This is a genomic window from Pseudomonas sp. BN414 (assembly GCF_029871275.1).
Lineage (GTDB): Bacteria > Pseudomonadota > Gammaproteobacteria > Pseudomonadales > Pseudomonadaceae > Metapseudomonas > Metapseudomonas resinovorans_C.
Genome location: NZ_SSOL01000071.1, coordinates 98,971 through 111,254 on the forward strand (window position 1 = coordinate 98,971; position 12,284 = coordinate 111,254).

General features: G+C 64.8%; 11 protein-coding genes. 1 reads left to right on the forward strand and 10 read right to left on the reverse strand.

Annotated features, from left to right (window positions below; all coding sequences use genetic code 11):
- Positions 1-3: 3 nt before the first annotated feature.
- Positions 4-699 (reverse strand): lipopolysaccharide kinase InaA family protein, encoded by a 696-nt coding sequence (locus tag E8E95_RS18500; RefSeq protein ID WP_280352589.1) that lies wholly within the window; start codon positions 697-699, stop codon positions 4-6.
- A 226-nt stretch (positions 700-925) separates the two neighbouring features.
- Here E8E95_RS18500 and E8E95_RS18505 point away from each other — a divergent pair, with 226 nt between their 5' ends.
- The gene (locus E8E95_RS18505) at positions 926-1,270 is read left to right on the forward strand and encodes a cupin domain-containing protein (protein WP_077523605.1); all 345 of its coding nucleotides are present in this window, start codon (positions 926-928) and stop codon (positions 1,268-1,270) included.
- Positions 1,271-1,462: 192 nt separating this feature from the next.
- Here the strand turns inward: E8E95_RS18505 and E8E95_RS18510 are convergent, their stop codons facing one another.
- The 9 genes from E8E95_RS18510 to E8E95_RS18550 all read right to left on the reverse strand — a co-directional run bounded on the left by E8E95_RS18510 (position 1,463) and on the right by E8E95_RS18550 (position 12,212).
- On the reverse strand, positions 1,463-2,260 hold the full coding sequence (locus E8E95_RS18510; protein ID WP_280352592.1) for an SDR family oxidoreductase: 798 nt from the start codon (positions 2,258-2,260) through the stop codon (positions 1,463-1,465).
- Between the two features lie 304 nt (positions 2,261-2,564).
- Positions 2,565-3,677 carry a class II histone deacetylase gene (locus E8E95_RS18515; protein WP_280352594.1) on the reverse strand — a complete coding sequence of 371 codons (1,113 nt, stop codon included), beginning with the start codon at positions 3,675-3,677 and terminating at the stop codon, positions 2,565-2,567.
- Positions 3,677-5,086 carry a cytosine permease gene (locus E8E95_RS18520; protein WP_280352596.1) on the reverse strand — a complete coding sequence of 470 codons (1,410 nt, stop codon included), beginning with the start codon at positions 5,084-5,086 and terminating at the stop codon, positions 3,677-3,679. Before E8E95_RS18520 ends, E8E95_RS18515 begins: the two co-directional genes overlap by 1 nt.
- A 136-nt stretch (positions 5,087-5,222) precedes the next feature.
- Positions 5,223-6,605, reverse strand: coding sequence for an aspartate aminotransferase family protein (locus tag E8E95_RS18525; protein WP_280352598.1), 1,383 nt, complete (start codon positions 6,603-6,605; stop codon positions 5,223-5,225).
- 203 nt (positions 6,606-6,808) lie between these two features.
- Positions 6,809-7,627, reverse strand: coding sequence for an ABC transporter ATP-binding protein (locus E8E95_RS18530; protein WP_280352600.1), 819 nt, complete (start codon positions 7,625-7,627; stop codon positions 6,809-6,811).
- A gap of 5 nt (positions 7,628-7,632) precedes the next feature.
- Complete coding sequence (locus E8E95_RS18535) at positions 7,633-8,436, reverse strand: ABC transporter permease (protein ID WP_077524465.1); 804 nt, start codon at positions 8,434-8,436, stop codon at positions 7,633-7,635.
- A 12-nt stretch (positions 8,437-8,448) separates the two neighbouring features.
- Positions 8,449-9,435 (reverse strand): ABC transporter substrate-binding protein, encoded by a 987-nt coding sequence (locus tag E8E95_RS18540; RefSeq protein WP_280352603.1) that lies wholly within the window; start codon positions 9,433-9,435, stop codon positions 8,449-8,451.
- 179 nt (positions 9,436-9,614) lie between these two features.
- Positions 9,615-11,018, reverse strand: coding sequence for an APC family permease (locus E8E95_RS18545; RefSeq protein ID WP_280352605.1), 1,404 nt, complete (start codon positions 11,016-11,018; stop codon positions 9,615-9,617).
- A gap of 141 nt (positions 11,019-11,159) precedes the next feature.
- Complete coding sequence (locus E8E95_RS18550) at positions 11,160-12,212, reverse strand: ABC transporter substrate-binding protein (protein WP_280352607.1); 1,053 nt, start codon at positions 12,210-12,212, stop codon at positions 11,160-11,162.
- Positions 12,213-12,284: the final 72 nt, after the last annotated feature.

The following is a 12,284-nucleotide window of genomic DNA, read 5'->3' on the forward strand; positions in this document are numbered from 1 at the left end:
CCGCTAGGGCACGTAGTCGCTTTCCATCACATCCCGATAGGTCGCGGCGAAGGCTTTCCAGTCTTCGTCCGGCATCGGCTTGTGATGCTCCTTGAACTGTTCGTAATCGTGCTTCGCGGCGCTGTACGCCGTCAGTCGATGATTGCTCCGGGCCAGTCCGAGCAAGGCGACTTCCACCTTCTTCTCCCGCTCGCCGGTGACCTTCACGAAGATGTTCTTCGGGTACAGGCGGCCATGCTCCCAGCCCGCGCGGTGCATACGCGCGACAGTGTTGGCCAGTTGCTGAATCAACTGCTGGCGAAGCCCCGCGGAAACCGGCTGCGCATACCACTCATCCAGGCTGACGAAATCGTCCAGGCCCTCGGTGACCAGCAGTGCCTGGGACTCGGTTTCAGTCTTGCGTGCGCCGCTGAACACCACCCGGGGCACGCGGATGCCGAGTTGATTCAGTGCCTGCAGGGCCTTCGCCTCGTGGAGGATGGTGGGTTCACCGAAGGGGTGAGTCAGATCGCGGTGGAAGTGGTTGATCTGCCGCTTGCTGTAAAGCACATGGCCATCGGGCGCGTGCAGCCGCTGGATACCGCTTTCGCCGCTGAGCAGTTGGTCCTGGGAGTCGAACCACTCGCCGTAGGTATCCCACCACTTGTCGAAACTGCCTGCCGCGTCGCCCTTGTCGTGCCTGAACCACTGGGTGTTCATGAGAGCACCTCCTCATGGAGCGCACACGCCCCACGGGCTACTGCCAAGGCAACCCGACACGGGCCGCCGCCTGAGGCCGGTATATCGGTCCCCTGGATTCACGTTAGCGTCCTTTTGCCCACTCTGCCGGCGCGTTCACAGGCACTTCGAGGTCGAATCCAGACAACTCCCGACAAGTCGTTAGACCTATGGTGACGGGCCTTTTATCAGATCGTTTGGAGCTGAAATGTCCGACTTCATCACCGTTCTGCGCGAAACCTGCCCTACCCCCGTGCTGGATGCCACCAAGTGGAAGCGCATCGGCGGCGACCCGCACACTGTGAATCTCAACGCCTACCTCTCCCAGGACGGCAGCAAGATCATGGGCACCTGGATCTGCACCCCCGGCAAGTTCGAGGTGAACTACGAGAAGTGGGAGTACTGCCACTTCCTGGACGGCTACTGCATCATCACGCCCGAAGGCGAGGAGCCGAAGCACCTGAAGGCCGGCGACGTGTTCGTGATCGAGCCGGGCATGAAGGGCACCTGGGAAGTGGTGGAGACGGTGCGCAAGTACTTTGTGTTTGCCTGACCGACAGACGCGAATTCGTTTGCGCGTGGCCGAACACCGAGTTGGCCAATGGCTACCCTCACCCCAACCCTCTCCCAGAGGGAGAGGGGGCAGTCCGAGCCAGGTATGAGGTCTGCGCGCTATTTGTGGGAGCGAATTCATTCGCGAAAAAAAGGCCGGGCAATTGCCCGGCCTTTTTTCGTCTGGCCCCGATCAAGCCTTGTAACGAGCCGCCGCCGAGGAGCGCGACAGGTTCGGCGCCATGTGGAAACGGGCTGCGGTGAAGCGGTCCCAGTCTTCCTTGTCCGGCAACGAGGGAATGGTCACCAGTTCGCCCTGGTCCAGGCCGGCCAGTGCGGCGTCCACCATTTCGACCACGTCCATGAGGATTTCCTGCGGGATGTTCTCGATGCCGGTACCCGAGCGTTCCCAGATTTCGGTACGGGTCGCGCCCGGCAGTACCACTTGCACGCGCACGCCCTTTTCCTTCACTTCCGCATTCAGCGACTGGCTGAGGTTGAGCACGAAGGCCTTGGTGCCGCTGTAGGTGCCGTTGAACATTTCCGGCGCCAGGGCCAGCACCGAGGCGATGTTGATGACGGTGCCGCGTCCCTGGGCGACGAAGTTGGCGGCAGCGGCGGCGGCCAGGTGGGTCACGGCCACCACGTTGAGCTGGATCATCGCGTCGAAGCGGTCCAGGTCGGTGTCCAACAGGCTGCCGCTGACGGCTACGCCGGCATTGTTCACCAGCACGCTGATGGCAGCGTCGCTGCGCAGGCGCTGGGCCACGCGAGTCAGGTCGGCCCGATCGGTCAGGTCGGCCTTCAGCACTTCCACCTTCACGCCGGCGGTTTCGCGCAGCGTGGCGGCCAGCTCTTCCAGACGTCCCTGGTCACGGGCGACCAGCAGCAGGTCATGGCCCCGTTCGGCCAGGCGCTTGGCATAGGTGGCGCCGATGCCAGTGGATGCGCCAGTGATCAGGGCAACGCCTTGGTGCTTCTGTTCGCTCATGGTTCTGTCTCCGGGGAAAGGGCTTGGGGTTCCAAGCGATTGACTTAAATTACACTCGTAATATTACGTTCGCAATATATCTCCACTAACCATTCGTCGTCAGCTCTCTCTGGGGGATTTGTTGAGGAAGGTGAACGGTGCAAAGAATGCGGGCAAAAAAAACGGCGCGCGGGCAGCAATCCCGGGCGCCGTAACACTGCCTAGCAGCTGTGGTCACGGACCGCCGGCCCTGGTAGCCGGCCGTCCGTAGCGGGGCTGGAAACAGCCCCGACTTCCGCGCGGTGATTACCACCGCGATGTGTTTTCAGTTCAGCAGCGCTGCCGCCATCCGGTCGATCGCCTGGCGCTGGAATGCACGGAATTCGGCATTGGGCTGCTGCCCTTCCAGCATCGGCAGGAAGGGGTCTTCGACTTCAGTCCGCACCCCGGCCAACTCTTCGATTACCGCATGGCCGCAGAACGGTACGTAGGCCTCCGCATAGCCCCCTTCGTGAACCAGCACCAGTCGCCCGCCACAGAGCCGGTCGGCAGCCTCCCGCAAAATGGCCGTCATGGCGCGGAACGACTCGCTGTGCAACAGCATCCGCGCCAGCGGGTCCACGCCGTTGGCGTCGAAGCCGCAGGCGACCACTATCAACTCCGGTTCGAAACGTTCCAGCGCCGGCACGATGACTCGCTCCATGGCGTAGCGGTAGGCGTCGTCGCCGCTGCCCGGGAACAACGGCAGGTTGAGGTTGTAACCAAGCCCGGCGCCCGTGCCCCGCTCCTCCGCTGCGCCCTGACCGACAGGGAAGCAGTTGTCCTGGTGGATCGACAGGGTCAGCACATCGTCACGGCCGTAGAAGATCGATTGGGTGCCGTTGCCGTGGTGTACATCCCAGTCCAGTACCGCCACCCGGCCGACACCGTGGCGGGCCTTGGCGGTTTCCACGGCGACAGCAATGTTCGCCAGGTAGCAGAACCCCATGCCGCGATCCGCCAGGCAGTGGTGGCCCGGCGGGCGCGACAGGGCATAGGCGTTGTCCAGCTCACCACGCAGTACGGCATCTACGGCCGCAATGGCCAGCCCCGCTGACTGCCGGGCGATTTCATAGGTACCCGGCCCGACGGCAGCCTCTTCGCCCAGCTCACCGTGGCCGGCGTCGCTCATGGCTTTGAAGCGCTCCAGGTACTGGGCCGGATGGACCCGCAGCAGGTCCTCCTCAGCCGCCATTGGCGCGCTGGAGAGCACCAGACGATCACTCAGTCCGGACACGTCCATCAGGCTCTTCAGCCGGCGCTTGGTTTCCGGCGATTCGGCATGACCGGAACCGCTTGGCGGCTGCAGCCAGCCCCCCACCGGCAGTACCAGGCTATGCAGCCCAGCGGCGTGCCAGAAACAGCGCTCGTCGAAGAAGAATCCGCTACGACGGGTCATCAGGCACCTCCTTGAGCGGTTTGGGCCAGGGCACGGGTCCGACCGCCGAGGCGACAGGCCAGGTAGTAGACCGGCGAAATCACACCCAGGCCAACGATCCAGGAAATATCGGCACCGTCCATGGCGCGCGCCACCGGGCCGGTATAGAGGGCGGTGGACATGAAGGGGATCTGCACGATGATGCCGAGCACGTAGCAGTTGACCGCCGTCCAGTTGCAGCGACCGTAGAGGCCACCATCACGACGGAAGAACGACGGCAGGTCGTAGCGACCGTGGGCCACCAGGTAGTAGTCCACCAGGTTGATGGCGCTCCAGGGCACCAGCACGTACAGCAGCAGGAGAATGAAGTTGGTGTAGTTGACCATGAAGTCGTCCTGCCCCAGCAGCGCAAACGCCAGGGAGCCCGAGAACAGGATCAGCGAGATGAGGATGCGTGCACCGGCCCCGGCCGACCAGGACGGCACGAGCGTCTGCCCCACGGTGATGGTGGACAGGGCACCGCAATACAGGTTCATCGCGTTGGTAGCAGCGATGCCGATGGAGAGCACCGCCACAAGCAAAGCGCTGAGGCCGCCGGTGGCCTCGATCAGGCCACCCACCACGTCATCGCCGTCGATACTCAGGGCCACCATCACCCCCAGCAGCATGGGCAGCAGGGAGCCCAGGCAGCAGCCCCAGTAACTGGACCAGAAGGCACTGCGGGACCCGGTGGCCTCCGGCAGGTAACGGGAGTAGTCGGAGACATAGGGCGCATAGGCCAGTTGCCAGAGCGCGGCCACCGACAGGGTGCCGAGGAATCCGGCCAGGGAGGTCTCATTGCGCTCAAGGAAGTCCGCCGGTAGGCCGTGGCCGAACACCAGCCAGACGAAGGCAAGCAACAGCACCGCGCCGGAAAGATAGGTCATGACACGGGTGTAAGCGTGGATCAGGCGATAGCCCACCGACGCCGCCACCAGGCTGATGAAGCCCACCAAGAGGATGCCGACGTTGGTGTCGACGGCCGGGAAACGACCGTGCAGCGACTGGCCACCCAGCACCAGGTTCGAGGCGAAGAAGCCGAGGTACATCACGACGACGAGGGCCACCACCAGCAGGGAGCCGAAGGAACCGAACTGGCCGCGGGTCTGCACCATCTGGGGCACGCCGAGTTGTGGCCCCTGGGCCGAGTGCAGGGCCATGAACACGCCCCCCACCAGGTTGCCCAGTACCAGCGCCGCCAGTGCGGAAAAGAAAGGCAGTTTGAACACGGTCACCGCGAGGGCGCCGGTGATTACGGTCAACAGGATCAGGTTGCAGCCGAACCAGATGGTGAACAGGTCCCGTGGGCGCCCATGGCGCTCCTCGGCGGAGATCGGCTGGATCGTACTCAGTTCCAGCGTCGGAGCCTGCGGATTGTCATTGTTGTGCATGCCAGGTCTCGCACTCGTTTCTTGGGGATGAGCGCCGCCCCGGCAGTCCGGAGCAAACCGAAGCACCACCGTCGTCAGCGCAGAACCGGGAATGGCTGCCCCGGTCCAGAGCCGGACCGGGGCAGTCGACAGGGACTTAGAGGCGTCCCAGTTCCTGCGCGGTGCGATCCACCGCGATCTTGGTCTTGCTCACCAGCTCGTCGATCTCGCCGCGAGTGGCCACCAAGGCCGGCGCCATGATCATGCGGCCGAGGGTGGAGCGAATGATCAGCCCTTCCTCGAAGCCGATGGTGCGGCAACGCCAGGCGATGTCGTTCTCGTTCTCGAAGCGCTTGCGGGTGGCCTTGTCTTCGGCGAACTGCAGAGCGGCGACCAGGCCGGTGCCCTGGATATCACCCACCAACGGATGGTTGCCGAACACTTCGCGCAGGCACTGTTGCAGATACGGGCCGGTATCGGTTTTCACCTGAGTGACCACGCCTTCGTCGCGCAGCGCCTTGAGGTTGGCGATGGCCACCGCCGCCGCCACCGGGTGCCCGGAGTAGGTCAGGCCGTGAGCGAACACACCGCCCTGCTCCACCAGGGCCTCGGCCATGCGCTTGCTGAGAATCAGGCCACCCATGGGGATGTAGCCGGAGGTCAGGCCCTTGGCGATGGACAGGGTGTCCGGCTCGAAGCCGAAGTGCTGGTGGGCGAACCACTCGCCGGTGCGGCCAAAGCCGCCGATCACTTCATCGGCACACAGCAGCACGTCGTACTTGCGGCAGATGCGCTGGATTTCCGGCCAGTAGGTTTCCGGCGGGAAGATCATGCCGCCCGCCCCCTGGAAGGGCTCGGCGACGAACGCGGCAACCTTGTCGGCACCCAGTTCGAGGATCTTCTCTTCCAGCTGGCGGGCGGCACGCAGGCCGAACTCCTGCGGAGTCAGGTCGCCGCCGTTGGCGAAGTAGTAAGGCTCGTCGATGTGCGCGATGTCCGGCAGCATGCCGCCCATCTCGTGCATGAACTTCATCCCGCCGAGCGCCGTGGCGCCCAGGGTGGAGCCGTGGTAGCCGTTCCAGCGGCCGATCATGATCTTCTTCTCGGGCTTGCCGAGGATCTGCCAGTAGCGGCGCACGGTGCGGATCAGCACCTCGTTCGCCTCGGAACCGGAGTTGGTGTAGATGGCGTGGCTGTAGTGGCCCGGCAGCAGGCTGAACAGCAGCTCGGACAGTTCCACGACCGCCGGGTGGGTGGTGTGGAAGAACATGTTGTAGTACGGCAGCTGCTCCAACTGGCGGGTCGCGGCGGCGGTGAGATCCTTGCGGCCGTAGCCGAGGTTGGTGCACCAGAGGCCGGACATGCCGTCGAGGTAGCGCTTGCCGTCGTTGTCCCAGAGGTGGAGGCGCTCGCCGCCAACGATCACCCGCGGCCCTTCGGCGTTCAGCGCCTTCTGGTCGAGGAAGGCATGGATGTGGTGGGCCGCATCTGCTGCCTGGTAGTCACGGGTTTCGCGTTGGGCTTGGAATTGAGCGTTCATTGTTAGGGGTCTCCTCGTCCCGGTATTCAGTGGTACCGATGCTGGCCGAAGCCGATGGGCAGGGAAATTACTAAATTTGTCTTCGCGCTATATGAAAAAGCTGTCCTGCCCGCCAGACGCGCTGGCGCCCGCCCCCCAGCCGGGCGCGAGGCGTGCGGGCAGGTTCCCGGGCGACGAATTGCGCGCCGCCCGGCACCCTCAGATCAATGGGGTTCGTCCATCTCGTGGTGCAGCAGGCCAAGGATCTCGCGCTTCATCTCGATGAACTGGCGATCCATCACCATGTCCATGTCCCGCGGGCGCGGCATGGGCACGTCCATCTCGCGCTTGATCCGTCCTGGGCGCGCGCCCATCACGTAGACGCGGTCACCCAGGAGGATGGCCTCGTCTATGTCATGGGTGACGAACACCACGGTCTTCTTGCTGTGCTCCCACACCCGCAGCAGCAACTGCTGCATCTGCATGCGGGTCTGGCTGTCGAGCGCCCCGAAGGGTTCGTCCATCAGCAGGATCTGCGGGTCATTGGCCAGGGCGCGGGCGATCGCCACCCGCTGCATCATGCCGCCGGAGAGCTGCTTGGGATAACGGTCGGCGAACTGCGTCAGCCCCACCTCGTTGAGGTAGAAGTCGACGATCTCGGCGCGCTCGGTGGTCGCCATGCCCTTTCGTTTGAGGCCGAACTCGATGTTCTGCCGCACGCTGAGCCAGGGGAACAGGGTGTAGCTCTGGAACACCATGCCCCGGTCCGGCCCCGGCCCTTCCACCCGTTTGCCTCCGACGTAGATCTCGCCCGAGGTGGGCTCAGCCAATCCCGCCGTCAGGTAAAGCAGGCTCGACTTGCCGCAGCCGGAGGGACCGACCAGCACGGCGAACTGCTGGTCCGGCACGTTGAGGGAAACATTCTCCAGGGCGGTGAAGGTCTGTCCGTCCGGGGTCCGGTAACGCAGGCAGACCTGCTCCACGCGCAGACGGTCCTGCTGGCTGTTGGTCGCCGCGAGGCTGACTGGCGATTCTCTGTGCATTGCGGTTACTGCGCCCATGAGGCCACCTTCAGTCGGAGCAGACGGAACAGTTGGTCGGTCACCAGCCCGAGCAGGCCGATGATGGCGATGGCGAGGAAGATCACATCCACCTGGAAGCCGCGCATGGCCTTCAGGCTGATGTAGCCCAGGCCGCTGCTGGCGGCGACCAGTTCGGCCACCACCAGGTAGGTCCAGGCCCAGCCCATGGTGACCCGCAGGGTATCCAGCACGCCGGGCAGGGACGCCGGGCCGAGTACGTGGAAGATCACGTCGCGGCGGTTCGAACCGAGGGTGTAGGAAGCGTTGATCAGGTCCTTGGATACGCCCTTGGACACGTCCGCGATCATCACCAGCTGCTGGAAGAACACACCGAAGATGATCACTGTCACCCGCTGCTCCAGACCGATGCCGATCCACAGGATGAACAGCGGCACGAAGGAGGTCACCGGCAGGTAGCGGATGAAATTGACCAGGGGTTCGAGGAAGGCCTGGACGATGCGGAAGCTGCCCATCAGCAGCCCCAGCGGCACCGCCACCAGGGACGACAGGATGAAGCCGATCAGCACCACTTCGACGCTGGCCAGCACATGCTTACCGAGGGTGCCGTCGGCGGCCAGTCGCCCGGCCGCCTCCAGCACAGCGCCCGGCGTGGGCAGGAACATCGCCGGCACCAGGCCGCCGTAGGACAGCCCGGCCCAGAGGCCGAGCACCAGGAGCCAGCCCAGGGTGCTGGCGCTGAGGATGAGCCGCGCCGGCAGTTCGACCTTTGGAGTCAGGCAGCGGGTCAACCAGTTCTGCTTGGAAGTCATGACGGTCTCCGTTTACGGGGTGACGAACCGGGTATCGACCAGGTCGTCGTAGGACACGTCGAAGCGCTTGCCTTGCAGGCCGCTCCAGGTTTCGTTGGCGAGGCGGATCACGCCCTTGATCTGCCCCGGCTTGCCCGGCGTGCCCAGGAGCGCCTCGCTCATGGCCTGGTCGTAGAAGCGCACGCCCTTGGCCGCGTTGGCCAGTTCCGTCGGGTCGGACAGGTAGCCGCCGACGCCCTTGGCCATGATTTCGTGGGCCTTGTCGGGGTTGTCGCGGGTGAACTGCACAGCCTTGTACAGGCCTTTGACCAGCGCTTTCACATCGTCCGGCTGCTTCTCGATCACATCGCAGGACAGCGCCACGACGTCGACGATCACGCCGGGGGTTTCTGCGCTGTCGATCAGCACCTTGCCCTGCCCTTTCTGGCGCACCATCGACAGGTGCGGTTCCCAGGTCACGGCAGCGGGTACGCGGCCGGCGATGAAGGCGGTGGCCGCGTCATCGGCGGTCATGTTCTGGATATCCAGGTCGGCCATGGTCATGCCGTTGTGCTTGAGCAGGTAGGACAGCCAGAACTGCGATACCGAACCTTCGTTGACCGCCACCGACTGGCCCTTGAGGTCCTTCAGGCTAGTGACCTTGTCGCTCACCAGCACACCGTCGCCGCCGTAGCTCTCATCGAGCGCGGCCACGGCCTTGAAGCAGAACTCGCCGGAGCGGTACTTGAGCACTTCGTCGATGGTCGAGGCCGATCCGGAGAGCTGGCCGGACGCCTGGGCGGCCATGTACATCGAGGCCTCTTCCATGGTGGTCAGCTCGACGTCCAGGCCCTGCTCCTTGAAGAAGCCGAGGTCACGGGCCAGGTACAGGGTGCCGTAGCCGACCCAGGTGGTATGGCCGATGGACAGGGTGCCGGCCTGCGCGCCGCCGGCGATACCGGCCGCCAGTGCAGTGCAGACGAGGGGTTTGGAAATGCGCTTGAGCAAGGGTTTGAACATGGAACAGTCTCCCGCAGCCTGATGGCTTTGCTTGTTGTTGGATTGCAGGGCAGTTGCTGGCCAGAAGGCCAAGGTCGTTCCACTGCGCCGGCCTCTCGCGGGCCGACGGCAGGCAGGGGCCCGGCGCAATGCCGGGCGGGAACGGGGCCGGACTGGCCCCGGGTGAATCGGTCACAGGGTCAGCGGGTGCCCTCCAGGGCTTCGGGGCGGAACAGGTCCTTGCGCATCACGACCTTGATCCACACCACCGCGATCAGCGACACCAGCCCCAGCACCACGCCGGCGATGCCGAAAATCTTCCCGGTCATGTCCGGGCTCGGCGATGCGTACCAGATGGCGTAGAGCATCCCGGCGATGCCGAAGAGTTGCGGCAGCGGATAGAACGGCGTCTTGAACGGACGGGCGATGGTCGGGTAGCGGCGGCGCAGGGCGATCACATCCAGGTGGACGATGATGTAGGCCAGCAGCCAGGCCAGCGCGGCGGCCAGCAGCAGCAGGTTGACCGAAGCGGCGTCCTGACCCAGCACCAGGATCGGCAGGCCGGTGATGGCCGACACGAACAGCACCGATACCCAGGGGGTACGGGCACGCGGGCTGAGGCGTTTGAAGATCGGGAAGGCCTGGCCGTTCTGCGCCATGCCGTAGAGCATGCGCGGAATGGACGCAAGCGACGAGTTCAGGGTGCTGAAGGTGGCGGTCACCGAGGCGATCACCAGGAACAGCTCACCGGCCTTGCCGAACACCTTGGTGGCGAACAGGTAGTGCGGCAGCGCGTCGGTGGTCAGCGCTTCCTGCGGCACCATGAAAAGCGCACCCAGGCAGTAGAGACCGATGGTGAGGAAGATCACCGTGAGGCCGATGATCATCGAGCGCGGGATGTTGCGCTCCGGCCGTTTGGTCTCTTCCACCAGCGGGCAGACGAACTCGGCGCCGACGAAGCCCCACACCGCCAGCGCGGTAAGGGTCAGCACACCAGCGCCCATGGGGTTCCAGTCGCCCTGTATCACGGTGCTGGCGGTTTCGCTCGGCGCGCCTTCGACGATGGCAGCAATGCCCAGCAACAGCAGCACGAAGACCATCACCACGGCCAGGGCGGTCTGCAGTTTGGCGAAGATGTCGATGCCCATCAGGTTGAGGACGGTGAACAGGCCGAGCACGCCGAAGGCGATGCTGAAGGGCGGGAACACCCCGGGGTAGACCTTGCCGACGATCAGGTCGAGCAGCAGCAGTTCGGCCGACAGGGCGAACATGGCCACCACCACGTAACCGGAGAATGTGGCCAGGATGGCTGGGAAGTGGCCCAGCGCGACCTCGGTGTAGCTGGACAGGCCGCCAGCGCGGGGGATCATCAGCGACAGTTCGGAGAAGGAAAACGCGTAGCTGAGGGCCAACAGGTAGGCCAGGCCCAGCGGCACGATGAAGCCCAGGCCGGAGAAGCCGGCGCCCTGCAGCATCAACACCATCACGCCCTGTGACACCACCAGGCCGATGGCGACGGACAGCAGCGCCCCCAGACCCAGCACACGGCGGAAACCGCCAGCTTCCGCCTGCCCATGGGCAGGAACGGACACACTTGCACTCATGACACTCTCCAATCTTGTATTTGTTATCGGCCCGCCTGGCCGTGGATGCCGGCGGGCTTGGTAGTACGGGATACGGCTGCGCCGTCCCCGTCAGTCACGCCGCTCTCGGCCGCCGTACGCGGCGGCCAAGGGGCGCGAATTTCAGCGTGCCGCCCAGGCGTTGAAGCGCTCTTCCAGCTCCTCGCCGTGGTTGACCCAGAACTCGGCGCTGACCAGTTGCGCATCGGCCAGGTTGGCCGGCGCAGTGGGCAATTGCGCTTGGGTGGCGGCGGGCAAGGCGGCCAGGGCGTCCTTGTGGACCGGGCCGTAGGGGATCTGGCTGGAGAACGCCTGCTGCGTCTGTGCCTGGCTGGCGAAGGCGATGAAGCGTTCGGCGAGCGCCTTGTTCGGGCTGCCGCGGACGATGGCCCAGTGGTCCGGGTCGTAGAGGTTGCCGTTCCAGACGATCGCGAGTTTGGAACCCTCTTTCTGGGCGGCGGCGATACGGCCGTTGTAGGCGGCGGACATCACCACATCGCCGGCCACCAGCCATTGCGGCGGTTGCGCGCCGGCTTCCCACCACTGGATGTGCGGCTTGATCTCATCCAGCTTGCGGAAGGCACGCGTCACGCCATCCGGGGTTTCCAGCACCTTGTAGAGGTCTTCGCGTTTCACCCCGTCGGCCAGCAGCGCCGCTTCCAGGGTGTACTTGGCGCCCTTGCGCAGGCCGCGCTTGCCGGGGAAGCGCTGGGTGTCCCAGAAGTCAGCCCAGGAACTGGGCGCACTGGCCAGCTTGTCGGAGTTGTAGGCCAGCACCATGGACCAGACGTAGCTGGCGACGCCGCACTCGCTGACGGTGCCGGGCATGTAGCTCGCCGATTCGCCGAGCACGGCCGGGTCCATGCGTTCGAACAGGCCCTCTTCGCAACCGCGCAGCAGTTCGGGGCTTTCCACTTCCACCACGTCCCAGGTGACCTGGCCGATGTCCACCATGGCTTTCACCTTGGACAGCTCGCCGTTGTATTCGCCGGCCACGACCTTGCCGGCGCCGCTCTGTTCGAAGGGTTTGAAATAAGCCGCATCCTGAGCGGCCTTGGTGGCGCCGCCGAAGGAAATCACGGTGAGGCTGGAGGACTGGGCCAGGGCCGGCACGCTGGCACTGGCCAGCAGGACGACACCGAGGGTGGCACGCAGGAACGGGAAGGACTTGAGCATGGAAACTCCCTCACTACTTGTAAGTTGTGATCAGTTGCTGAGGCAGTCATGAGCCCACGCGTGGCACCACGC